The following is a 23,592-nucleotide window of genomic DNA, read 5'->3' on the forward strand; positions in this document are numbered from 1 at the left end:
GTCAAAGCACCCGCTTTTTGGCGGTGTTTACAGGGCCGGGGTTACGCGGCAACTGGCGACCGGTGGGGGTGTTCTGCAAGGCGCTGAACTGCTTTTGCAGGTTCGCCAATGCCGTCAGCACGGCCTTGTTCGACGAATTGCCTTTGCGGCTGTATTCGCGTTCTTCTTCGGCAGTGTTAACGATTTCGTCCACTGCAGCACTGACATCATCGATCGGTTCTTGAGCGGGTTCGGGGGCGTCTTCGGCGGCAGGCTCGATAACGGCCTGAATACCTGCAGCGACAACCAGTAGTTGCGCCAACAGGGCTTTCAAAGCCGTTGCGGTAGCTTCATCCATTGGGGGTTTGCTCTCGGTAGTGGTTGGGGTGGTTTCGTCGGGCAGGGTTTCGGCGGCGAAACGCTTGAAAAAGCCCGTCAGGGCATTGATCAGTCCTGTTTCTGAGGTGTTTTGCATGTCGTCCTGCGGGCGGCCAAGTTCGACCGAGGCGGCGTAATACGTACGCTTGCTGGTCTGGTTTGAAAAATAGAGTTCTTGGGTACCGGTACTGGCTGGCTCATCCGTGACGGCCATTCCGGTCATATAGGCTTTGCCTTTACCCCGGAAATTCGGATAAATCTCGATACTGCTAAACAGCTTCTGGCCTTGGTCGTTGAGGGCAAGCAATCGATCATTCGGCTTGAGTTGAGCTTCCAGCGCGACTTGGCCAGGCTCTAAATCCTCACCCTCTTCAAGCAGACGAACGGCAAACACCGTGCCGAATGCGCCTTGCCAGCGCTCGTGTTCACACCAGATAACAGCTGTGTAAAACGACGGCTTGTAGGTTTCAGCGATATCACGCAGTTCCTGGGGAAGGATTTCACGACCATCAATGGTCGGGCCGCTGGTTGCGACACGTTTCCAGTACGAAACAAGGGAACGGGGCATGGGTGATAACTGCGCTCAATCGGTTGAATGAGCTGCCACGATAAGGAGCCGTTCGGCCTCAAACAAACGGTTCAAATGCGCCCTCCTCCTATTTTCCACATCTAGGAGAATCGAGGTTTTTAACTCCGCGTTTACTGCCTTTTCGCCGCATAGACTGCGGCCCATGCTCTATTCAACCGAAGTGAAAGAAGCCGCAAAACGCCTGTTTCTACGCCGCTGCAAGGCCAAGGAAATTCAGGCGCAACTCCACCTGCCCAACATCCGTATCGTCTATTACTGGATTCGCCAGGGCGGCTGGGAAGACATGCTCTCCGACGAAGAACCGCTGACCGCGATCGGGCGGCGTATTACCCTGCTCCTGGATAAATCCACCAGTTTGAGCAAGGACGATCTGAACGAACTGGATCGATTGACCAGCATCCGCGAACGGTTGCTTAAACAAGCCGCCAAACCGGTGCTGGCTTCACCCGGCGAACCGGCGGACGAGCCACAGGAACGCCGCGACAGATCACGTGTTCAGCGATCCAGTCGCGGTGATAGCAGCGGCAAGAAGCGCGAAAAAAAGGCCAAGAACGACATCAGCGGCCTGACCGAAGTGGACTTTCTGGATAAGTTCATCTCGAAGATGTACGGCTACCAAAAAGAGCTGTTCGCGGCCAAACAGAACCCGCTCACCTGCAGGATTCGCAATATCCTGAAAAGCCGCCAAGTGGGCCTGACCTACTACTTTGCTGGTGAAGCGTTCATGGACGCCGTGTTAACCGGCGACAACCAGGTGTTTCTGTCGGCCAGCAGATCGCAGTCAGAGATTTTCCGCAGCTACATCATCCAGTTTGCCCAGCAGTGGTTCGGCATCGAGCTGACCGGTAACCCCATCACCTTGAGCAACGGCGCCGAGTTGCGTTTCCTCAGCACCAACAGCAGCACCGCCCAGGGCTATCACGGGCATGTATACGTCGACGAATATTTCTGGATTCGCGACTTTGAAAAACTCAGCACCGTGGCCAGCGCCATGGGCACACACAAGAAGTGGCGGAAAACCTACTTTTCGACGCCCAGCGCTGTGTCGCATCAGGCGTACCCATTCTGGTCAGGTGAAGAGTTTCGCAACAGCAAACGCGGCAAAAAAGCCGGTGGTACCTGGCCGACTGAATCGGCATACACGCAGGGCGCGCTATGCCCGGACGGCCAGTGGCGCAAGACCATCACGATTCAGGATGCGATCGATGGCGGTTGTGATCTGTTCGACCTTGAACAGCTGCAACTGGAATACGACGAGGACAAGTTTCAGCAGCTGTTCTACTGCAAGTTCATCGACAGCACCCAAAGCGCATTCAGTCTCAAGGATCTGGAGCGCTGCTACTCCGACCTGTTGCTGTGGGAAGACTACAAGCCCGAAGACGATCGCCCCTTCGGCAACAGTCCCGTCTGGATTGGCTACGACCCGAGCCGTACCCGGGACGATGCCACCTGCGTGGTCATTGCCCCACCGCTGGAAGCCGGGGCGAAGTTTCGCATCCTGGAGAAGCACAGTTGGCGCGGGCAGTCGTTCAAGTACCAGGCCGAACAGGTCGAGAAGCTCACCCAGCGCTTCAACGTCCAGCACATCGGCATCGATACCACGGGTATCGGCTACGGGGTGTTCGACCTGGTGCGCGATTTCTACCCGCGTGCGACATCGATCCACTACAGCCTGGAAACCAAAAACACCCTCGTACTCAAAGCCCAGGACACGATCCAAGGCAGTCGTATCGAATGGGATGCAGGCTGGACGGACATTGCCCAAGCGTTCCTGACCATCAAGCGCGGCACCACCGGCAGCGGCCAGATCACCTACAGCGCATCGCGCACCGAGGCCACCGGCCACGCCGACATTGCCTGGGCAATCATGCATGCCCTGGCCAACGAACCCTTGAACACGAACAAGCGGCGCCGAAGCCGCTACATCACGAGCGGAACCCATGTCCAAAGCACGACGCAAGCAGCACCAGGTCAATCACCCGGCACGCCAACAGCAGCCCATGCGCGCGTTTACGTTCGGGGAGCCGGAACAGGTATTGAGCGGCAACATAGGCGAGTATGTGGGGGTGTTCCCCAGCGACGACGGCGACATCTACAAGCCTCCAGTGTCACGCACCGGACTGGCCAAACTGCTACGCGCCAATGCTCACCACGGCGCAATCCCGAAATTCAAACGCAACCTGCTTGTGCGTGAATTTATTCCCACCTCGGGCTGTAGTGCCCACACCATGGGCTGCGCCGGGCTGGACTACATGGTGTTTGGTGATGCGTTTCTGTATTGCGACACCAACACCTTCGGCCAAGTCCTGGAGTTGAAACACCTGCCTGCGATCAACATGCGCGTAAAAGTCGACGGCGGTTACCGAATGCTGCTTGCCGACGGCAAGTTCATGGATTTTGAACAGGATGAGATCATCCACATCATGGACTATGACGTGGAACAAACCATCTACGGCATCCCGGACTACCTCGGTGGCATGCAGGCACTTTTGCTCAACGAGGCCGCGACCCTGTTCCGCCGTCGCTACTACAGCAACGGTGCCCACGCGGGCTACATCTTCTACACCAACGACCCCGACCTGACCGAAGACGACGAAAACAACCTGCGAGAGCAAATCAGTTCCAGCAAGGGCGTGGGCAACTTCCGCTCAATGTTCGTCAACATCCCCAACGGCAAAGAAAACGCCATTCAGATCATCCCGGTGGGCGACTTCCAGGCCAAAGACGAACTGGAGAAGGTGAAGAACATCACCCGCAACGACGTGATCGCGGCCTGGCGAATGAACCCCGCTCTGGCAGGCATCATCCCGGAGAACAACGGCGGCTTTGGAGATATCGAAAAGATCGATCGGGTCTACACCAGCAACGAGATACGCCCGATCTGCCAGCTGTTTGACCAGGTCAATGAGGTGTTGCGGGGGGATCGCCGGATAGCGTGGCGGGAAGAGAGCAAAGCGATAGAAAGCACTAATTAAAGCGCTGAAGCTAGCGTAAATTTGCGCTTACAGGCGATACAATGGCAAATTATTGCACCCTGGGGAGGGACACGATATGCGGGTTGTTTGTAAGTGCGGGCACAAAGGACGTATCGCTTCGCGGGAAACTTTTTCAGCTGATTTTTCGAAACTCTATTGCCAGTGCCTGGATGCAATGTGCGGGCATACCTGGGTGGCAGAACTCACGTTCTCACACACATTAAGCCCGTCGGCTCAGTCATACGAAAGAATGCTGCTCGATCGCTTGCGCGAGATGCCCAAAGCCAAACAGCAAGAGCTGTTCGCACAACTCGCATCACATGCAGTCGCGTGAACCGTAAACCGCCGACTCAAAATATCGGCGATCGGTCACGCTCAAGCGGGAGGTTAACCCTCTGCCGGGGCTTCAGGATTCGTTGTCAGGGCCTCAATTACTCGTTTCATCTGTAACTGATCCTGATCACTCAACTGGCGGTAAAGCCTGATCAAGTTCAGCTCCATCCATGTGAGTTCCTGCGATTCAAGCTCCAGCGCTTGTGCAAGGCCGCTATGGTTTTTTACGTGATCCAACATGCTGACTACTCCATAAAGTGCATTGCTGAATCGACGTTATCGGGAGGAGTAGCAGCTTTAGAACGGGGGGTTACGAAATTAATTGTTTGCCCGCGCAGCATCATCGGCCATCGCTTTGAGAATCCGGCGAATGGCTTTTTGATCGTCTTCAGGAATGCTCTGGTACTGCTGGAGAATCGAGTGTTCAACCTCGCTCAGTGACTCACTCGTAGGTGTCGTGCGCACGCCATTGAGGATGTACGGAACATCAAAACCCAGTTGGCTGGCTGCCATGCTCAGGTATGACGCCGTGGGATCACTCGCACCAGATTCGTAATTTCCTTGGGTACGTTTTGATACGCCGAGCTTTTCCGCAAGTTGGTCTTGAGTCAGGCCGATCTGTGAACGTAGCTCACGCAGACGCGCCCCAATATCTTCAGATAGAGTCAATTTATTTCCACTCGCATATTTACAATGGCAGTTTTTTGCCACATCCTGCGCTTGTCATCACACGAAAACGCAAGGAATTGCACTATGCCCAACACAAGCACTAGCGAGCAAGCGCGACAGCAGGCACGTGAGGCCCTGGAAAAGCGTGGCCAGACAGCGAAAAACTTCGCTGTTTTACACAATCTGAACCCTAGCACCGTTTACGCCGTATTGAGTGGCCAGAGCCTTTGTCGCCGTGGGGAGGCACATCGCGCTGCAGTACTGCTCGGCATCAAAGACGGCGTGATCGCACAGTAATAGCACTGGGCAACTGGGGAAAGTAGAAGATGAAAGGCCAAGTTTTAAACACGCGCAGACAAGTAATGCGCCAGGTAATCCTGGCTTATCCAGGTGGCCGAGAGTGCGCCGCTGCCCGCCTGGGCTTTGAAGACATCAAGCAGTTTGACAACCACCTATATGAGAACAGTCGCCCCCTGACCGAGTCGCAAATATTTCAACTTGAACAGGACACAGGCACCACTCACTTTCCCGAATACATCGCTGGCATGTACGGCGGAATGTTCGTCCCGGTCGCGCCGCCTGAGTCTCTCGACAATATGGAGATGTACACCATGTGCGTAAAGACAGCAGCCAAGCGCGGGACTGTAGACCAAATCATTGCCCAAGCCCTTGAAGACGGCGTAATCGATCAAGGCGAAGCAGACGCCATCCTTAAAGCCGAAAGCCTGCACATGGCCGCACGCCATGCAGAGGTACTAGCTGTCATTCAGTTGCACGCAAAACGGCCCATATCGACTGTTTCTTGATAGCCCAATAGAACCACCAACCCAATAACCGCCTGTCCCACACCCAGTGGGTTTGGGTGAGCTGCGCCCAAAATCGAGGTTTTACGATGGGAAACGCCGTAATTGTCACCACCCAACTGCCTCCTGCAGAGGCCGAAGCGCTGCTTATGGCCCTGCGTGAACAGTACCGCTCAAACCTCAATGAACACTGGTATGCCGACCAATTCCGCTTGATCTCGGACGGTCTGCGCCACGGGGCAATCCTCGCCCACGTCCCGGTAATGGCTGCACAAAAACGCCTGATGGCAGCCCTATCCCTCAGCCTTAAATCAGTGAAGTAACCATGAGAGACGATCTGCGTCACGATGTCCTGCAGCGTATAGAGTCCGATTTCGGTCTGAAACACCGAGCCCCCACCAACTACATGCGCGGTGGCACCTGCCCCAAGTGCAACAAAAAAGAGCTGTACACCCGATTCGACAGCCCGTGGCAGCTCATCTGTGGCCGGCAGGAAAAGTGTGGCCACACAGTTCATGTCAAAGAGATCTACAGCGACCTTTTTGAAAACTGGAGCAAGCGCGTTCCTGCTACTGAAAACACCCCCACAGCGACAGCACGCGCATACCTTGAGTTTGCCCGCGGCTTCAATATTTCACTGATCGCAGGTTGGTTTACACAGGAAACTTATTACTCAGCCCAGCATGACGCTGGCAGTGCGACGGTACGCTTCGCCCTGGAAAAAGGCGGCTACTGGGAACGTCTGATCGACAAGCCTGCGCGCTTCGGCAAGATGAAAGCCCGCTTTCAGCCGGGGGAGTCCTACAAGGGCGTGTGGTGGTGCCCCCCTTCCGTTGACGTGCTCGAAGCGAAGGAAATCTGGATTGTCGAAGGCATTTTCGATGCGATCGCCCTGGTACACCACAACATTGCTGCTGTATCGGCTATGTCCTCAAATGCTTTCCCGGCTGACTCATTACAGGCGCTGGTGACCGCCCGCCAGGGCAAACTGCCAAAACTGGTTTGGGCGCTCGACAATGAACCGGGAGCACACACCTACACCAAACGCTGGGTACGCATGGCCCGCGAACTGGGCTTCACCTGCGAAGCGGCGCAGATCCCACAGAGGGACAACAAAAAGCTCGACTGGAACGACCTGCACCAACGCTGGCAATTCTTGGACGAAGGCGAAAAGCGTGATGCACAGGTGGAGAAGGATCTCACCATTGCCCAACACCACGGCGCTCTATTGATTGCTGAGAATGCCACCGAGAAGGCCCTGGTGATGTTCGATTGGAAACGCCGGAGCGAATTTCACCTGGAGTTCGGCAACCGCCTGTACTGGTTCAGACTCGACTTGGAAAAGTACAACAAGGCTATTCAGGAGCTGGAGGACAGCGATCATCACGACGACCAGCAACTGAACAACAAACAGATGCGGGCCAAGGCTATGCAGCAGTGCGGCGCGTTACAGCGTATCGCCACCTGCAACCCCAAGGCGCTGTACTACCAGGAAAATAAACTCACCGACGAATCCTGGTACTACTTCCGGATCACGTTTGCCCATGACGCGGCACCGATCAAGAACACCTTCACCAGTTCGCAGATTGCCTCGTCTGCCGAGTTCAAAAAGCGCCTGCTCGGCATTGCGCCGGGCGGGATGTTCACCGGCACCACCCAGCAGCTCGATGCCTTCATCGAGGAGCAAACTGACGCCCTCAAGACAGTGCAGACCATCGACTTCACCGGCTACACCCGTGAACACGGCGCATACATCTACGGCGACGTAGCAGTGCGGGACGGCAAAGCGTTCAAACTGAACGAAGAAGACTTCTTCGACATGGATCGATTGAGCATCAAGACCCTGAGCCAGTCGGTCATTCTCAACCTGAACACTGACTTGGAAAAGTTCGACACGGAATGGCTGGACATCATCTGGCAGTGCTTCGGCGCCAAAGGTCTGGTCGCACTCGCATTCTGGTTCGGGTCACTGTTTGCTGAACAGATCCGCCAGCACCAGAAAAGCTACCCCTTCATGGAAATCATCGGTGAGCCAGGAGCAGGTAAGTCCACGCTGATCGAGTTCCTGTGGAAAATGTGCGGCCGTATCGACTATGAGGGCTTCGACCCCACCAAAGGCACCCCGGTTGCTCGGGCGCGGAACTTCGCTCAGGTCGGCAACCTGCCGGTGGTGCTCATCGAGTCAGAACGAGAAAAGACCGACGGCAGCCAGACCAGGCAATACGACTGGGACGAGCTCAAGACTGCCTACAACGGCCGGAGCGTTCGCTCTACTGGCGTGAAAAACAACGGTAACGACACCCGCGAACCCCCATTCCGTGGAGCTGTAGTCATTGGCCAGAACCATGCTGTGAATGCATCCGAACCCATCCTGCAGCGACTGGTGCATATCGCCATGACGAAGGACGGGCAGACACCACAGACCAAATTGTTGGTGGAAAAGCTGGAGCGCATGCCGGTCGACCGCGTGAGCGGGTTCCTGATCAAAGCAACGATGAAAGAAAACATCGTGATGCAGACCGTCCGCGAACAAGTGCCGGTCTACGAACAAAAGCTGTTGGCCCTACCGGAGATCCGCACCGTCCGGATCGCAAAAAACCATGCTCAGTTACACGCTTTGATAGATGCCTTGGTTCACGTTATCCCGTTGAAAAAGCACCAGGTAGAAGCTGCCCATACCGAGATCCAGAGCATGGCCAAGGAACGCCAGCTGGCAATCAACGCTGACCATCCGATCGTCGTCGAGTTTTGGGAACTGTACGAGTACTTGAACAACGCAGCAGGCGGACTCAACCACTCCCGCAATGACGGCCTGATCGCTGTGAACCTCAATGACTTCGCCAAGGAAGCCGCAGAGAAGCGCCAAAAAGTGCCGGATCTGACAGAACTGAAACGCCACCTCAAAACCAGCAAGTGCCCCAAGTTCATCGAGACGAACAGAAATGTTTGCTCGGCATGGGATGTCGACGCCGCCAACAAAGCGAAAACCGTGCGGTGCTGGATGTTCCAGACAACCTGAAAACGACCTGATTATTTACCTGGCACGCCAGGACTAATCGGAATTGAAGAGCGGTATCGAGGAGTTCGCACCTCCTCGACACCAACCACCACTGAGGAGCAACACCATGCAAGCACAGCACCAAAGCAGCAGCGAAACGAAGGCTACCACACCGGCAAGACATCTGGTGGCAACCGCCATTATCGGAGCCGCTGTGATCGGCTACCTGGTTCACAAATCCCCCGAGGCACGGGTGCGCTTGGAAAGCCTGAGCAGCATGGCCCAAAACTTGGGCGAGTTATCGGAGCGCGATGCAGCAGTCGTTGCACAGTTACTCGCCAAATCCATTGTCGCAGGAGCGAACTAATGCGTGATTCTCGCGAACAAGACAAATTTGTAATCCGCCTGCCCGACGGGCTGCGCCCTGAAATCGCTGCGGTTGCCTATAGAAACCAGCGAAGTATGAACGGCGAAATTATCAATCGGCTGGAGCGCTCGCTAACCCTTGAGTTGGCCCTTGATGAAAAGAGAAAAATCATCAATCAGTTGCTAAACCGCATTGCAGAGCTGGAAGCTAAAGCCAATGAGTGACACAAAGAAAGTAGCTATCCGAAATTGCCTACATCCCGAGCAGGAAAGCAGTAATTTTATGGAGCGAATGGGATGGGGTTAAAACTTGATCGTTTCATACGGGAAAAAGACGTCTTAGGGCTCACCTCCCTTTCCCGTACAACGCTGTGGCGTGAGGTAAAACGGGGACGTTTCCCGAAGCCTATTGCTATCTCCGCTGGCCGTGTCGGCTGGCGGGAGTCTGCTTTAGCTGCTTGGCAACTGAACCCCGAGCAATGGAAAGCACCTGAAACTACCGAAGCCGCGTAAGCGGCTTCACCATTAATTCGCTTTGATAAACTTCAGCCTCTAAAGTCATCAGCGTCGAGTTCATCTAACTCATAAAACCCTTTGATACCAATGTGTTCCTTAGCCCATCCAACAACGTCTCTTGCCACACCTTCATACCCTGGAAAAAGAGTAGTCCCACTTACTCCAAGCTTAGAGCAATACTTTACAAGCTTTGGAACCTCACAAACTGAAAGAGTCATCTTTAACAAATTAACAATTTGCTCGCCATGCTGATAAAGCTCTAGAGACTCCTCCAACGGACTAGCCAAATAGTCATCACACATCAAATCACTATTATATTGCATCGTAAATATTCCAGACTGGGCAGCTAAATTTCTACTAACCCCCCCTGGCGGATCAATAATCTTGATCGTCTTCCATTTTTTTTGACGCTTCAAATTCAATGCCCAAATAGCAATCTGACTATCAGACTTTGTATAATCCGCAGTAGTAGCTGCAAAATAAGCAGCTACATAACTTCGCCGACTCCAATCTAACAACCTAGTCGGCACGCCATGATGCTGAGCGGCAGCAAGAAGCTCATGATACTGATCACGCGGCCATGTTACAGCTGGTAAAAACCTCTCAGATATATCACCTCGAAGTAACCGCTTAACTTCATCACTGTAGCCTGGAACAACCAAACCTGAATTATCACACCCATCCAAAAAACGTTTTAAAACTGTTTGCTCATACAAAACCTGATTATCACTTTTATCACCAAAAATCGCCGTTGGGTTTTCTGAAAAAAAGGATCCCGGATGCCTTCTACATGCTGACGGAACAAGTTGATACTGTGAATCACCTTGCCCACGAAAAACAAAATCCTGGCACTCCCAACGTGACTCTATAGGCGACAGATATTGAATTAACTCCTTCGCACTATCGAAATGCTTTACATCATAATTCCCTAAGGACATAAGCCTCTCCCTTTAGCACACAATTACTTTCAAGCCACTCATTCCAAACCTCCAACCCAGCAGCTTTCTCTTTGTAGTAATCATATCGGTCATAATGCTTTGACGACACATCATTAAAAGCATGCCCCTGGATTCGATCCCGCAGTTCTTTTTCCAAGCCTGCAACGCCCATCAGGGTTTTGCAGGTGCGGCGCAGATCACGCAACGTGAACGGCCCTCCGTTGAACTTACTTTTATGCCTTCCGTAGAGTTTGGTCACAGCCCGCGACAATGAATTTGCATGCAGCGACGTGTCCTTGGCTTTGCCCTCAAAAGGGTAAGCGCTGTTCTCGCTGACCTCGTCCATCACATGCAGGCAACCGCGCATAAGGTCGTTATAGGGAACAGTGTGCAACGTCCGTTCCCCCTCTACACCTTTGTTGCTGCGGATAATCAGGTGATCGGAAAAGTAATTGCTGCGCTCTGTTGCCAGTAGCTGTTCCGGGCGCTGGCCACCTGATGCGATCAAAAACTTAATCAGCTCCGACGTGACCTGGCTCAAATGCTCAGGTAACAGCTGCCACAGCGTGGCGAGTTCCTCTTTTGACAGAGCGCGGTTGCCCGGCTTCTCCCAGTCGGCCTGTACCGGGACGCTGGCCACCGGGTTGCTGGTGATGCCAAATTTCAGATTCGCCTTCTGGTAGCTGCGGGGATTGAACTCCTGTTCAAGTCCTACCTGAAAGGCTGCGTGCAACTGAGATCGGACGCGGTTGCAGTAGGTCGTGATGCCAGCAGCGATCATCTTGCTGATGATGTCGCGTATCTCCGCAGGGCCAATCAGCGACACCGGACGATTGACCAGGTCGGGGAAGGGTTCAATCACATAGTGCTTGAACGACCACTTCACATCACCCGCCGAAGCTGCGCCCTCTCCTTCCAGCTTGGTAATGTAGGCATCGAGCAGGTTTTTGAACGTGCCCGCAGATATCTGTATTTCCTTTTCTGCGCGGCACAGGTCACGGGCAGCTGACAGGCCCAGGGTGGGATAGACGCCCAGCTTCGACTTGATCTTCTTGCCGTTCAACCGGCGCTGAAAATAGAACTCCTTTGTTCCATTGGGTCGAACTCGCAACATCAGAACACCCTCGCCTCTGGCACTGCGGCCATCGGAGACGGTGTATTCCTTTTCTTCAGGCTTCATTGCCTTGATTTGTTTCTCGGTGAGCATCTGGGGGCCGTTACTGGGGGCCGTTGGCCTGAAATTGGGGGGTGATCGGTGAAACAGCATGAAATGACCGACTCGCCGCTAAGGCCCATTCCTACGGGCTTTGCGGGGAGCAAGCATACATCCCGAGACACTACGAAACACCACCCGCCCAAGATTCCCAAGCTGATCACGCGGGTTCGATTCCCGCCACCCGCTCCACTTCTTCCAGGCTTTCAATCCTTCTGAAGGCCTCGCTTGCACAGTAAAACCCTGCCTTTAGCAACCAGTGCTCGATGCCCATAGGCTAACTCGCTGCATCGGGGTTAAACCTCAACTTTCATCCCCGATGACTTTGAGCGTACTGCACTCCCTGGCCATTACTTCAACCGATAATTCGTAACAGCCCGGGCAGCGCATGCATCAGCGCACTGATAGCAAACCCGATAAACATCACCCCGCATAATCGGGTGATCAGCAGCTCATGGCGCTGATACAGCGCCCTCACATGCCCTGCCCCCACGATGCCCACCAGAATCATGTAGGCCAACGCTCCGCCGACAAAGCTCAAGGCGATCAACCAGGGCAACATGGCCCAGGTCAGCAGTTCTGCGCGACTGGACAACAGTGCAGTGAACGTCGCCACCGCCACCGGATACGCCTTGGGGTTGGTCAGGCCGAAGAAAATCCCGTGGGCAAACGGTTGGCGCGCCGGGCCTTGCTGAGCACCGCTGCTGCGCTGGGCGCGAACCGCGCGCAAGCCCAGCCAGAACAGGTACAGGCCGCTGATCAAGCCCAATACGTTAAAGGCCGTGCTACCAAACTCACGCGCGCCAACGATGGCAATCAGTGCCGTACTGCACCAGATCACATCGCCGAGCAAATGCCCGCACAAAAAACCGGCCCCGGCACGTCGCCCACGGGCAGCGCCAATACCGAAAACCGCCAGCACGCCAGGGCCCGGGGTGATGCCATAGATAAAGCCGGAAGCCAGGACGGCCAGTAACAACGAAGGTGTCATGCACAACGCTCCAAAAAATCAGGCTTCACGTTCGTCCGCTGCGCGTGAAGTGGCTCGATTTTGCACGTTATCCACGCTTGTGTAACCGCATGCTGGGCGAAATTCAGTGGCGCCGCCCCAAAATATTCACCACCAGCCGGTCAACCCAGCCCCAGATGCGCTGCTTGACCCGGCGCCAGAGGGGGCGTGACTGCCAGTCTTGCAGGCTGACAGGCAGGCTCTGGGCGAAGTCGGCAGTAAAGCTGGCCGCCACCGCTTGCGTAAGCGCCGGGTCCAGCGCTTCAAGGTTGGCTTCAAGATTGAAGCGCAGGTTCCAGTGATCGAAATTGCACGAGCCAATGCTCACCCAATCGTCAATCAGGACCATTTTCAAATGCAGAAAACGCGGCTGGTATTCCAGTATCTGAACACCGGACTTGAGCAGCCTCGGGTAGTAACGGTGCCCGGCGTAGCGCACCGAAGGGTGGTCGGTGCGTGGCCCGGTCAGCAGCAGCCGCACATCGACGCCCCGCGCCGCCGCCCGCCGCAGCGAACGGCGCACGCTCCAGGTCGGCAGGAAATACGGCGTGGCCAACCAGATCCGCTGCTTGCCACTGTTGATCGCCCGCACCAGCGACTGCAGGATGTCACGATGCTGGTGGGCATCGGCGTAGGCCACGCGGCCCATGCCCTCAGCCTCAGCGGGCACGCCGGGCAGGCGCGCCAGGCCGAAGTGGGTCGCTGGCTTCCACGCCTTGCGGCTGATATTGGCACGCCACTGGCGATCGAACAGCATTTGCCAGTCCTGCACCAGCGGCCCTTGCATGTGCACCATCACCTCATGCCAGTCGCAGGTGTTTTCAGCCGGGCGCCAGAATTCATCGGTGACGCCGGTGCCACCCACCACGGCCAGTTGCTGGTCAACCAGCAACAGCTTGCGATGGTCGCGATAAAGGTTGTTCAGGCCACGGCGCCAGCTCAGCGGGTTGTAATGCCGCAGTTCCACCCCGGCCTCGATCAGCCTGCGGCGCAAACCCGGCCCCAATCCCAGGCTGCCGTAGGCATCAAACAGGCATCGCACCCGCACCTCGCGCCAGGCGGCCTGCTCCAGCGCCTGGACGATGGTTTCGGCACAGTCACCGGCCTCAACCAGATACAGTTCCAGATCAATCTGCTCCTGTGCCTGCTCAATGGCGGCCAGGATTCGTGGGAAAAACTGCGGGCCGTCGATCAGCAGTTCGAACTGATTGTCGCTGCGCCAGCCGAACACCGCGCCGGCCATCTTAACGGGCCGTGAAAATCAGCACCGCATTCACCGGTACTGAAAAACTGATGGCCGACAGCCCGGCCATTTTGCGCAAGGTTTCAAGCTCGGGTTGCAGGCCAAAATCTTCGGCCTGCAGCATCAGCGGCTCCAGGGTCACAACCTGGAAGCGTCGCTCATCCAGACGGGTAGCCAACAGTTCAGCCTCATAGGTGTGCTGCTTGCCGCGCAAGCTGACGGTGACCGGCAAGTGCAATTCCAGTTGCGCGCCGCTCGCCAGATCGTTGATCGGTTGCAGGTCGATCTGCGCGCTGATTTGCGCTTCAGGGAAGTGCTTGAAATCAAACAGCACGTCACGCATGCGCTCATCGCGCAGGGGCACCGCGCTGTTGACCGAGTCCATCTCGATGCGCAATTGCGCCAGGCCCTTGCGGTCGACCTTGCCATGCAGGACCAGAAAGCGATGCACATCAGCGATATTGGCATTTTGTGTGGTGATAAACGAAAGCCGAGACGACTCACCATCCAGGTACCAGTTGGCCTGGGCGGACAGGCTTACGCCAAGGGTCAGCACCAGGGCGCAGGCAGAAGAAAACAGCGCTTTAAGCATAAAAACTCATCAACAAATCAACGTGGGTGAACATTAAACCCGGCGAGCGGTTTTGGCAGGTCTTTTTTACACAGTGTCTGGCTGTCGATTCCCACACAAAGTTCCTCCCTGGGCTGTCATACAAGCATCACCCAAACGTCACAGGGGTGACATTGCACTTGCCTAGCCTGAAGTTGCACACCTCAGTCGATTGGCAGAAACCCAGAGCGGGCACAGTGCCTGCACGGAGATTCGCAATGTCCCAGATCGCCCGTATCCGCGACACCGCTCCAGAACGTCGCCTGCAAGCCGAGCGCCTGCTTGGCCCCGTCGCCCTGCGTGAAGCTCAGGCCCTGCGTTTTCGTGTATTCAGCGGCGAGTTGAAGGCCAAGCTCAAAAGTACTGAGCACGGGCTCGACGAGGACAGTTATGACCCTTGGTGCGAACATATCGGGGTACGCGATCTCAATAGCGGTCAACTGGTAGCCACCACCCGCCTGCTGGATCACAGCGCGGCAAAAAACATCGGCCACTTTTACAGCGAAGAAGAATTCAACCTGCACGGCCTGGCGAACCTGCAAGGCCCGGTGCTGGAAATCGGCCGCACCTGCGTCGACCCGGCCTACCGCAACGGTGGCACCATTACCGTGCTGTGGAGCGAGCTGGCAGACGTGCTCAACCAGGGCAATTACCGCTACCTGATGGGCTGTGCCAGTATCCCGATGCAAGACGGCGGCATTCAGGCCCGGGCGATCATGCAGCGTCTGCGCGAGCGTTATTTGTGCACGCAGCATTTGCGCGCCGAGCCGAAAAAGCCGTTGCCGGCACAGGACGTGCCCGCCAACGTCATCACTGAAATGCCGCCCCTGCTCAAGGCCTATATGCGCCTGGGCGCGAAAATTTGCGGCGAGCCCTGCTGGGATGAAGATTTCCAGGTGGCCGACGTATTTATCCTGCTCAAGCGCGATGAACTGTGCCCGCGTTATGCCCGCCACTTCAAGGCGGCCATGTAATGAGCCGCGTGCGCCGGTATGCACGGGTGGCACGGGTGCTCGGGGTGGTCAGCCTGGGGTTGGGCATGGCAGGAATGTTCGGGCTGCTTGAGCGCCTGGGCCTGAACAGCACGATGGACAGGCGCCAGCGCTGGTCGCAGTTTTTCATGACACGCCTGAGCAATGCCCTGCCCTTTCGCGTCAGAGTGGTCGGGGAACTCCCGGCAACGCCGATGCTGTGGGTGAGCAATCATGTGTCCTGGACCGACATTGCACTGCTGGGGCAATTAACCCCGCTGTCGTTTTTGTCCAAGTCCGAAGTACGCGGCTGGCCAGTGGCCGGCTGGTTGGCAGCCAAGGCAGGCAGTTTGTTTATCCGCCGGGGTGCGGGCGATAGCCAATTGATCCGCGAGCAAATGACCCGCCACTTGCAGCAACCGCTGCCGCTGCTGATGTTTCCTGAAGGCACCACCACTGATGGGAGCTCGGTGCGTACCTTTCATGGGCGGTTGCTGTCGGCGGCGATCGACAGCCGTGTGTCGCTGCAACCGGTGGCTATTCGCTATTTGCGTAATGGCGAGGTCGATGCGATAGCACCCTTTGTAGGTGATGACGATTTGCTGTCGCATTTGCTGCGGTTGTTTAGCCATGAACAGGGCGAAGTCGAGATCCATCTGCTGGAGCCCCTGGCCAGCCACGCACAAGAGCGGGCTGTGCTGGCGTTCAGAGCACAGGAAGCGATCCGGCGGGTGGTGACGGCGCCGGTCACGCCAATAGATCCGCTGCCGGAGAGAGTGGGGGCGATGATTTGAGCCGGGAGCGTCGTTAAACAACTGACCCACCGCGTACATATCCGGCATTTGTGTCTAACTGAAATATTGGTTTCGCTCTTACAGCGAGTCCCTTTTTGAAGGACCAAAAAGGAACCAAAAAGTCCTCACCCCATCGTACGGCCTTCGCTGCGCTCAGGTTCCCTCGCGCAGGCTCTGCTCCGTGGGCACGCCGCCACGGGCCATCCATGGCCCATCGCGGCTCTCCCGGCATCCATGCCGGTCGACCCACTGCGCAGAACCTCCACTCGGCCTCCCGGGAGGGCAGGCAGATCAACAGCACTACGCCGAGGCGGCCGACCGGCCGGCCTGTTTGGCGTAAGTGTGTGCTGCACAATCTCTGTAGTCGCTGCCGAAGGAACGAGGCTGCGATTTTTAACGCGAATATCGGATATGTACTCAATGCATCAGTTATAAAAACGCTATCAAGCAGGCCTCAACCGCCAGCCCAGCACATCCAGCAAATCACACCCATCACGCAGCAATTACGCTGAAACAGTAGCCATATACTTAAGATCTACAGAATCAGCCTCTTGCACTTCCCGACTGGAGAACGATTCCATCAGTTGGGTTACGGCCAGTACCCGTGCGGCAGCGTTGGCATGAAGGACGTCGAAGGGCGCGTTGCGGTCGATCAATAAAGCAGGGATGGTGCAATCTATGGCGGTAAGAGGGATGAACGTGGAATGAGTCATGAATAAACCTCAGATGCTATATGTTTTAGCCAGCCGTATTCGTCGCCAAACAAAAACAAGTGGCCGCTGTACGCGGGTTGGCGAACCGGTCATTCCCAGAACCCGGCAGACCCGAAGATCTCCCACGCACAGCTGCCATAAAGCACAGCGCGTATAAATACACGCTCTGTTTTATATAGCAATTGCACATATTTCTGAAAATGTTCCAAGTCGCCAAACCCGGCCGCCTTATCGGCGAACACCGACTATAAGCGTCGTCCCCTCGCCCCAGCAATTGACAAACTTGTGCGAAAAATCCTGAAAAAACGTGAGCTTGTAGTTTCTGTAGCCGCTGCCGAGGAACGAAGGCTGCGATCGGTTTGGTGCGCCACTGCGACGCAGCAGTCGTAAACCCTGAGAACCTGATTCAACTAACACAACACTTTGTCTGATTTTGCGACGACTTCGTCGCCGAACGCAGCCTTCGTTCCTCGGCAGCGGCTACAGAGATTGTGCAGTACACGCGAACCGAACAGGCCGGCCGGTCGGCCGCCTCGGGGCGCAGTGTTTTTTGATCTGCAAGCCCTCCCGGGAGGCCGAGAGGAGGTTCTGTGGAGTGGGTCGACCGGCATGGATGCCGGGAGAGCCGCGATGGGCCATGGATGGCCCGTGGCGGCGGGCCCACGGAGCAGGACCGGAGCGAGGGAACCTGAGCGCAGCGAAGGCCGTACGATGGGGCGAAAGCGCTTTGGTTACTTTGCCGCTTTTGCAAAGTGACTCGCTGTAAGAGCGAAACCCATATCCCGGTTAGACACAAATGCCGGATATGTACCCAACACACCAGTTAAACCAACAAGATCAAGCAGTCCGCAACCACCAGCCGGGCACATCCATCAGATCGCCCCGTTACGCAGCAATTGGGAAAAACCCTGAAAACCTGGTGTATCAGACACAACGCCTTGCTTGGTTTATGCGACGACTTCGTCGCCGATCGCAGCCTTCGTTCCTCGGCAGCGGCTACAGAGATTGCGCAGTACACGCGAACCGAACAGGCCGGCCGGTCGGCCGCCGCGTGGCGCAGTGCTTTTGATCTGCCTGCCCTCCCGGGAGGCCGAGAGGAGGTTCTGTGGAGTGGGTCGACCGGCATGGATGCCGGGAGAGCCGCGATGGGCCATGGATGGCCCGTGGCGGCGGGCCCACGGAGCAGGACCGGAGCGAGGGAACCTGAGCGCAGCGAAGGCCGTACGATGGGGCGAAAGCGCTTTGGTTACTTTGCCGCTTTTGCAAAGTGACTCGCTGTAAGAGCGAAACCCATATCCCGGTTAGACACAAAGGCCGGATATGTACCCAACGCACCAGTTAAACCAACAAGATCAAGCAGTCCGCAACCGCCAGCCGGGCACATCCATCAGATCGCCCCGTTACGCAGCAATTGGGAAAAACCCTGAAAACCTGGTGTATCAGACACAACGCCTTGCTTGGTTTTTGCGACGACTTCGTCGCCGAACGCAGCCTTCGTTCCTCGGCAGCTGCTACGGACATCCCTTGCGGTAACAACCCGCCGCATACACCTGCAACTGCGGATAAAACGCCCGAAAATCCTCACTCAGCGGTTCGTACAATACCTTCAGATCCTGCATCGCCCCGGCCAGTTCCTCGGGCCGCGACAAGCGCCGGGCGATACCGTTGAACACCTGCTCCAGCACCGCAAAATCCCGGTATGAACCCAGCCAGTCATGGGCCGCCATATGCGGCGCGATAGTCGCCAGGCGCCGCGGCAACTGCTGCTCTGCCACCAGCACACGGTAAAAATCCGCAGTAAAACGCTCCAGCGGCCCTTCGGCATACAGCCCCCAGTCCCGCGCCAGGCAATGGTCGAAAAACACATCGAGGACAATCCCCGCATAGCGCCGGCGCGTATGGGCAAAGCGCGACAACGACTGATCAACCAGCGGGTGATTGTCTGTAAAAACATCAATGCTGCGGTGCAGCGCAATACCGTGTTCAATATCAGGGCTGTATTGGCCGTGCAGCCGCCCTTTGACGAAATCGCCATACAAGCTGCCGAGCATTTCTTCCGGGCGCTGTCCGCCCAGGTGCAGATGTGCGAGATAATTCATCGGCGCAGTTTAGCACTGCCACACCTGTATCGTTATAACCCGATATACCGATTTGAGCTGGTCTAAGATCAAATTCATATTTGTATATCGCGATATTACGATTTAAAGTTCGCCTCATCGCGATATAACGTTGTACCCAATGAGCACTGCAACCATGACGATCGACCTCGACGAAATAATAAAAGCCCTGGCACACCCAGTACGCCGAGAAATTCTCAACGCTCTTAAAGACCCTGATGCCTCGTTCCCGGGCCAGGTCCATTCCACGGAGCATGGTGTATGCGCCGGGCAGTTCGACCAACTCTGCGGCCTGTCGCAGTCCACGGTCTCTGCGCACCTGGCCACCCTGCAACGGGCAGGCCTGATTACCAGCCAGAAACATGGCCAGTGGCACTTCTTCAAACGCAATGAGGACACCATCAAGGCGTTCCTCGAAAAAATCAGCCAAGAGCTTTAAAAGGACTTCCATGCCCCTCTCGCTACTCATTCTGGCGCTCAGCGCTTTCGCCATCGGGACCACCGAGTTCGTGATCATGGGCTTGCTGCCCGATGTCGCGACCGACCTTGGCGTGTCCATCCCCGGTGCCGGCTGGCTGGTCACCGGTTACGCGCTGGGCGTGGCCATCGGTGCGCCGTTCATGGCACTGGCCACGGCCAAGTTGCCGCGCAAAGCGGCCCTGGTAGCGTTGATGGTGATTTTCATCATTGGCAACCTGCTCTGTGCCCTGGCCAGTGATTACAACGTGCTGATGTTTGCCCGTGTTGTCACCGCCCTGTGTCACGGCGCGTTTTTCGGCATTGGCTCGGTGGTGGCTGCAGGCCTGGTGCCTGCCAACAAGCGCGCATCTGCCGTGGCCCTGATGTTTACCGGCCTGACCCTGGCCAACGTGCTGGGCGTTCCCCTGGGTACCGCGCTGGGCCAGGCCGCAGGCTGGCGCTCGACGTTTTTTGCCGTGACCGTGATCGGTGTGGTGGCACTGATCGGCCTGATTCGTTTTCTGCCCGCCAAACGTGACGAAGAAAAACTCGACATGCGCGCCGAGCTGGCAGCCCTCAAGGGTGCTGGCATCTGGCTGTCGCTGAGCATGACGGCACTGTTTTCCGCGTCGATGTTCACCCTGTTTACCTATGTGGCGCCTCTGCTCGGTGATGTCACCGGCGTATCGCCTAGCGGCGTGACCTGGACCCTGCTGCTGATCGGCCTTGGCCTGACGGTGGGTAATATCATCGGCGGCAAGCTGGCCGACAAACGCCTGGCCGCAACACTGATCGGGGTATTTATCGCGATGGCGGTGATGTCCACCGTGCTGACCTGGACCAGCGTCGCGGTGATCCCTACCGAAATCACCCTGTTCCTCTGGGCCGCCGCCTCGTTTGCCGCCGTACCGGCGCTGCAAATCAACGTCGTGACCTTCGGCAAGGCTGCCCCCAACCTGGTGTCGACCCTGAACATCGGTGCCTTCAACGTCGGCAATGCGCTCGGCGCCTGGGTTGGCGGCAGTGTCATCGCCCACGGCTTTGGCCTTACCAGCGTGCCGCTGGCTGCAGCCGCGCTGGCAATACTGGCCCTGCTGGTGACCCTGATTACTTTCCGCCAGAACGGTAACTCCGAGCTGGCTACTGCTACTAACTGATCCTTGAGAGGGCTGCATAAATGACCACGATTTTTGATCCGATCAAGCTGGGCGACCTCGAACTGCCCAACCGCATCATCATGGCGCCGTTGACCCGCTGCCGTGCCGATGAAGGCCGTGTACCCAATGCACTGATGGCCGAATACTATGTTCAGCGCGCGTCAGCTGGCCTGATCCTGAGCGAGGCCACGTCGGTCACGCCAATGGGCGTCGGCTACCCTGACACCCCGGGCATCTGGGCTGACGATCAGGTACGCGGCTGGACCAACATCACCAAGGCCGTACACGCGGCCGGTGGCCGGATTGCATTGCAGTTGTGGCATGTAGGCCGCATCTCGCACCCGATGTACCTGAATGGCGAAACGCCGGTTGCCCCTAGCGCCATCGCCGCCAAGGGCCATGTCAGCCTGGTACGCCCCAAGGTTGATTTCCCGGTACCACGCGCACTGGAGACTGCCGAGATCGCCGATATTGTCGAGGCCTACCGCACGGGCGCCGAGAACGCCAAGGCCGCCGGTTTTGACGGCGTCGAGATACATGGCGCAAATGGTTACCTGCTCGACCAGTTCCTGCAAAGCAGCACCAACAAACGTACCGACCAGTACGGTGGCAGCGTCGAAAACCGCGCGCGCCTGTTGCTCGAAGTGACCGATGCCGCGATTGAAGTCTGGGGCGCTGGCCGGGTTGGCGTGCATTTGTCGCCACGGGCCGACCTGCATGACATGGGTGATGAGAATCTGGCTGAAACCTTCGGTTATGTCGCCCGCGAGCTGGGCAAACGCGGTATTGCCTACATCTGCGCACGCGAGCATGAAGCTGCAGACAGCCTGGGCCCACAGCTCAAGCAAGCCTTCGGCGGCGCGTACATCGTCAACGAGAGCTTCACCAAGGACAGCGCCAATGCCTGGCTGGCGGCGGGCAAAGCCGATGCCGTCGCCTTTGGCGTGCCTTTTATCGCCAACCCCGACCTGCCAGCACGCCTGAAGGCCGATGCACCGCTCAATGAAGCGCATCCGGAAAGCTTTTACTCCAAAGGCCCGGTGGGTTACATCGACTACCCGGCGCTATAAGCCTTGACCAGGCTTTGAAGCCGTAAAACGCAAAACGCCCGAGGCTAATGGCCTTGGGCGTTTTGCGTTAAAAAACCGGGTTACGGTACAGCGCGGAGTGTGTTCAAAGACACTTTATTTTGGGCAAAAAAAAGGGGCGGTTTGACCCGCCCACATTTTTTCCCTAGTCCCTTTTGTTCCTTCTCATCATCCTGATGAATCGCATCCCGCGATGTCCGTTTGCGTTCTTCCTTGAGCGCTGTGTCGATCCGTCAACACAGTTCAAATACTAGAGTCTTGTGGAATTGCTGCAACCGCGACAGTTATAGATTTTTATTACATAAAAAGTTCATATTTTAAATTAAATGCTTTTAATTTCAGCCACTTAGCAAATACACCAGGTAAGAAAAAGGCACTTACCCATCTCTGCCAAGCCCTTTGCTTACGCAAAATGTAAGTAAAGGCTTACAACACCCTACAGAGAATAATCAATCCTGCCCGTGACATTGCGTTTCAACACTCACCCAATAAACAAAACATTAAAAAAACAACACGTTGCGTTTAACTATAACGGCAGATAAATACCTGCCAGGCAGCCCTGATTAATCTTTCGCCCACAAAAAACCCCGAATAGCTCGGGGTTTCAAGTCAGCCTGTGGCGCGTTACTGAAACAGCGACTCGCTAGACAAACCATTGCGTTCAAGGATTTCTCGCAGACGCTTGAGCCCTTCTACCTGGATCTGGCGTACACGTTCACGGGTCAGGCCGATTTCCAGCCCTACATCTTCAAGGGTGCTGCTCTCATGGCCGCGCAGGCCGAAACGGCGAATCACCACCTCACGCTGCTTGTCTGTGAGTTCAGACAGCCACTGGTCAATGCTTTGCGACAGATCATCGTCCTGCAGCAGCTCACATGGATCGGTGGGGCGGTCGTCGGTCAGGGTATCGAGCAGGGTTTTGTCCGAATCCGGCCCCAGGGAAACGTCTACCGATGACACCCGTTCGTTGAGCCCAAGCATGCGCTTGACCTCTGCGACAGGTTTTTCCAGCAGGTTGGCGATTTCTTCAGGGGAGGGTTCGTGGTCCAGCTTTTGCGTGAGTTCGCGGGCGGCTCGCAGGTAGACATTGAGCTCTTTAACGACGTGGATCGGCAAGCGAATGGTGCGGGTCTGGTTCATGATCGCCCGTTCAATCGTTTGGCGGATCCACCAGGTGGCGTAGGTCGAGAAGCGGAAGCCGCGTTCGGGGTCGAACTTCTCGACAGCCCGGATCAGGCCCAGGTTGCCCTCTTCAATCAGGTCCAGCAGCGACAAGCCACGATTGACATAGCGCCGGGCAATTTTCACCACCAGCCGCAAGTTGCTTTCAATCATGCGTTTGCGCCCGGCCGGGTCGCCACTTTGCGACAGCCGCGCAAAATGAACTTCTTCGGCAGGAGAGAGTAACGGGGAGAAGCCAATTTCATTGAGGTACAGCTGCGTCGCGTCTAGCGCCCGGGTGTAGTCAATGTACTTGTGCTGTTTCGTCGCGGGTGCTTTTTTGGACTTGGTTCGAGCTGTAGGGGCTGAATCGTCTTCTTCTGACATCAAGTCGCTATCGATGCTGGAGTCCATAAGGAGCACCTCATCGTCGATGTCAAACCCCGGCGCTTCTTTGTTGAGAGCCATTGTAGTAGTCCTTTGTTGAGTTCGACCTCAAGCTCGAGCATCGCC

At 56.3% G+C, this 23,592-nt stretch carries 26 protein-coding genes; 15 read left to right on the forward strand and 11 right to left on the reverse strand.

Annotated elements, in window-relative coordinates; all coding sequences use genetic code 11:
- Window position 1 precedes the first annotated feature (1 nt).
- Complete coding sequence (locus AB3G35_RS21300; RefSeq protein ID WP_218723433.1) at window positions 2–925, reverse strand: GPO family capsid scaffolding protein; 924 nt, start codon at window positions 923–925, stop codon at window positions 2–4.
- Window positions 926–1,088: 163 nt separating this feature from the next.
- Here AB3G35_RS21300 and AB3G35_RS21305 point away from each other — a divergent pair, with 163 nt between their 5' ends.
- The 3 genes from AB3G35_RS21305 (at window position 1,089) to AB3G35_RS21315 (ending at window position 4,255) form a co-directional block, all read left to right on the forward strand.
- The gene (locus tag AB3G35_RS21305; RefSeq protein ID WP_369782092.1) at window positions 1,089–3,140 is read left to right on the forward strand and encodes a terminase large subunit domain-containing protein; all 2,052 of its coding nucleotides are present in this window, start codon (window positions 1,089–1,091) and stop codon (window positions 3,138–3,140) included.
- Window positions 3,052–3,921 (forward strand): phage portal protein, encoded by an 870-nt coding sequence (locus tag AB3G35_RS21310; RefSeq protein WP_369782094.1) that lies wholly within the window; start codon window positions 3,052–3,054, stop codon window positions 3,919–3,921. Before AB3G35_RS21305 ends, AB3G35_RS21310 begins: the two co-directional genes overlap by 89 nt.
- 76 nt (window positions 3,922–3,997) lie before the next feature.
- Window positions 3,998–4,255: an ogr/Delta-like zinc finger family protein gene (locus tag AB3G35_RS21315; RefSeq protein WP_153380032.1), complete on the forward strand. Its 258-nt coding sequence runs from the start codon at window positions 3,998–4,000 to the stop codon at window positions 4,253–4,255.
- A gap of 53 nt (window positions 4,256–4,308) precedes the next feature.
- Here the strand turns inward: AB3G35_RS21315 and AB3G35_RS21320 are convergent, their stop codons facing one another.
- The gene (locus AB3G35_RS21320) at window positions 4,309–4,494 is read right to left on the reverse strand and encodes a hypothetical protein (protein WP_369782095.1); all 186 of its coding nucleotides are present in this window, start codon (window positions 4,492–4,494) and stop codon (window positions 4,309–4,311) included.
- 78 nt (window positions 4,495–4,572) lie between these two features.
- Window positions 4,573–4,923, reverse strand: coding sequence for a helix-turn-helix domain-containing protein (locus AB3G35_RS21325; RefSeq protein ID WP_106117261.1), 351 nt, complete (start codon window positions 4,921–4,923; stop codon window positions 4,573–4,575).
- An 84-nt stretch (window positions 4,924–5,007) separates the two neighbouring features.
- On the opposite strand from AB3G35_RS21325, the gene AB3G35_RS21330 reads away from it, so the two are divergent.
- From AB3G35_RS21330 to AB3G35_RS21360, 7 genes are all read left to right on the forward strand, one after another.
- Window positions 5,008–5,220 carry a hypothetical protein gene (locus AB3G35_RS21330; RefSeq protein WP_106117262.1) on the forward strand — a complete coding sequence of 71 codons (213 nt, stop codon included), beginning with the start codon at window positions 5,008–5,010 and terminating at the stop codon, window positions 5,218–5,220.
- A gap of 29 nt (window positions 5,221–5,249) precedes the next feature.
- The gene (locus tag AB3G35_RS21335; protein ID WP_369782096.1) at window positions 5,250–5,729 is read left to right on the forward strand and encodes a YmfL family putative regulatory protein; all 480 of its coding nucleotides are present in this window, start codon (window positions 5,250–5,252) and stop codon (window positions 5,727–5,729) included.
- An 86-nt stretch (window positions 5,730–5,815) separates the two neighbouring features.
- Window positions 5,816–6,049: a hypothetical protein gene (locus AB3G35_RS21340; RefSeq protein ID WP_106117264.1), complete on the forward strand. Its 234-nt coding sequence runs from the start codon at window positions 5,816–5,818 to the stop codon at window positions 6,047–6,049.
- A 2-nt stretch (window positions 6,050–6,051) separates the two neighbouring features.
- Window positions 6,052–8,745: a toprim domain-containing protein gene (locus tag AB3G35_RS21345; protein ID WP_369782098.1), complete on the forward strand. Its 2,694-nt coding sequence runs from the start codon at window positions 6,052–6,054 to the stop codon at window positions 8,743–8,745.
- Between the two features lie 106 nt (window positions 8,746–8,851).
- Window positions 8,852–9,091, forward strand: coding sequence for a hypothetical protein (locus tag AB3G35_RS21350; RefSeq protein ID WP_369782100.1), 240 nt, complete (start codon window positions 8,852–8,854; stop codon window positions 9,089–9,091).
- The gene (locus AB3G35_RS21355; protein WP_106117267.1) at window positions 9,091–9,315 is read left to right on the forward strand and encodes an Arc family DNA-binding protein; all 225 of its coding nucleotides are present in this window, start codon (window positions 9,091–9,093) and stop codon (window positions 9,313–9,315) included. Before AB3G35_RS21350 ends, AB3G35_RS21355 begins: the two co-directional genes overlap by 1 nt.
- Window positions 9,316–9,387: 72 nt before the next feature.
- Entirely contained in the window at window positions 9,388–9,603 is a 216-nt protein-coding gene (locus AB3G35_RS21360; protein ID WP_106117268.1) for an AlpA family transcriptional regulator, read from the forward strand.
- A 32-nt stretch (window positions 9,604–9,635) separates the two neighbouring features.
- Here AB3G35_RS21360 and AB3G35_RS21365 read toward each other — a convergent pair whose 3' ends face one another.
- From AB3G35_RS21365 to AB3G35_RS21385, 5 genes are all read right to left on the reverse strand, one after another.
- A complete protein-coding gene (locus AB3G35_RS21365) occupies window positions 9,636–10,544 on the reverse strand; it encodes an FRG domain-containing protein (protein WP_369782102.1) in 909 nt (302 codons plus the stop codon).
- Complete coding sequence (locus AB3G35_RS21370; RefSeq protein WP_369782103.1) at window positions 10,525–11,751, reverse strand: tyrosine-type recombinase/integrase; 1,227 nt, start codon at window positions 11,749–11,751, stop codon at window positions 10,525–10,527. The genes AB3G35_RS21365 and AB3G35_RS21370 overlap by 20 nt, the downstream gene beginning before the upstream one ends.
- Before the next feature lie 361 nt (window positions 11,752–12,112).
- On the reverse strand, window positions 12,113–12,748 hold the full coding sequence (locus AB3G35_RS21375) for a LysE family translocator (RefSeq protein ID WP_016782020.1): 636 nt from the start codon (window positions 12,746–12,748) through the stop codon (window positions 12,113–12,115).
- A gap of 103 nt (window positions 12,749–12,851) precedes the next feature.
- The gene (locus AB3G35_RS21380) at window positions 12,852–14,009 is read right to left on the reverse strand and encodes a phosphatidylserine/phosphatidylglycerophosphate/cardiolipin synthase family protein (protein WP_369782105.1); all 1,158 of its coding nucleotides are present in this window, start codon (window positions 14,007–14,009) and stop codon (window positions 12,852–12,854) included.
- 1 nt (window position 14,010) lies between these two features.
- The gene (locus AB3G35_RS21385; protein ID WP_095004619.1) at window positions 14,011–14,601 is read right to left on the reverse strand and encodes a YceI family protein; all 591 of its coding nucleotides are present in this window, start codon (window positions 14,599–14,601) and stop codon (window positions 14,011–14,013) included.
- Between the two features lie 236 nt (window positions 14,602–14,837).
- On the opposite strand from AB3G35_RS21385, the gene olsB reads away from it, so the two are divergent.
- A complete protein-coding gene (olsB, locus tag AB3G35_RS21390; protein ID WP_369782107.1) occupies window positions 14,838–15,593 on the forward strand; it encodes an L-ornithine N(alpha)-acyltransferase in 756 nt (251 codons plus the stop codon).
- Window positions 15,593–16,384 carry a lysophospholipid acyltransferase family protein gene (locus tag AB3G35_RS21395; RefSeq protein WP_369782109.1) on the forward strand — a complete coding sequence of 264 codons (792 nt, stop codon included), beginning with the start codon at window positions 15,593–15,595 and terminating at the stop codon, window positions 16,382–16,384. The genes olsB and AB3G35_RS21395 overlap by 1 nt, the downstream gene beginning before the upstream one ends.
- A gap of 503 nt (window positions 16,385–16,887) precedes the next feature.
- Here the strand turns inward: AB3G35_RS21395 and AB3G35_RS21400 are convergent.
- Both AB3G35_RS21400 and AB3G35_RS21405 read right to left on the reverse strand, forming a co-directional pair.
- Window positions 16,888–17,097: a short-chain dehydrogenase gene (locus AB3G35_RS21400; protein WP_369782110.1), complete on the reverse strand. Its 210-nt coding sequence runs from the start codon at window positions 17,095–17,097 to the stop codon at window positions 16,888–16,890.
- Window positions 17,098–18,608: 1,511 nt separating this feature from the next.
- The gene (locus AB3G35_RS21405; RefSeq protein ID WP_086798487.1) at window positions 18,609–19,196 is read right to left on the reverse strand and encodes an ACP phosphodiesterase; all 588 of its coding nucleotides are present in this window, start codon (window positions 19,194–19,196) and stop codon (window positions 18,609–18,611) included.
- Between the two features lie 154 nt (window positions 19,197–19,350).
- Here AB3G35_RS21405 and AB3G35_RS21410 point away from each other — a divergent pair, with 154 nt between their 5' ends.
- The 3 genes from AB3G35_RS21410 to AB3G35_RS21420 are packed head-to-tail and all read left to right on the forward strand — an operon-like array spanning window position 19,351 to window position 21,900.
- Entirely contained in the window at window positions 19,351–19,653 is a 303-nt protein-coding gene (locus AB3G35_RS21410; RefSeq protein WP_016782013.1) for a helix-turn-helix transcriptional regulator, read from the forward strand.
- Between the two features lie 10 nt (window positions 19,654–19,663).
- Window positions 19,664–20,830 carry an MFS transporter gene (locus AB3G35_RS21415; protein WP_016782012.1) on the forward strand — a complete coding sequence of 389 codons (1,167 nt, stop codon included), beginning with the start codon at window positions 19,664–19,666 and terminating at the stop codon, window positions 20,828–20,830.
- Window positions 20,831–20,850: 20 nt separating this feature from the next.
- Entirely contained in the window at window positions 20,851–21,900 is a 1,050-nt protein-coding gene (locus AB3G35_RS21420) for an alkene reductase (protein WP_016782011.1), read from the forward strand.
- 642 nt (window positions 21,901–22,542) lie between these two features.
- Here the strand turns inward: AB3G35_RS21420 and rpoS are convergent.
- On the reverse strand, window positions 22,543–23,547 hold the full coding sequence (gene rpoS / locus AB3G35_RS21425; RefSeq protein ID WP_016782010.1) for an RNA polymerase sigma factor RpoS: 1,005 nt from the start codon (window positions 23,545–23,547) through the stop codon (window positions 22,543–22,545).
- Window positions 23,548–23,592 lie beyond the last annotated feature (45 nt).

It is taken from the genome of Pseudomonas sp. WC2401, from assembly GCF_041200115.1.
Classification (GTDB): Bacteria; Pseudomonadota; Gammaproteobacteria; order Pseudomonadales; family Pseudomonadaceae; genus Aquipseudomonas; species Aquipseudomonas fragi.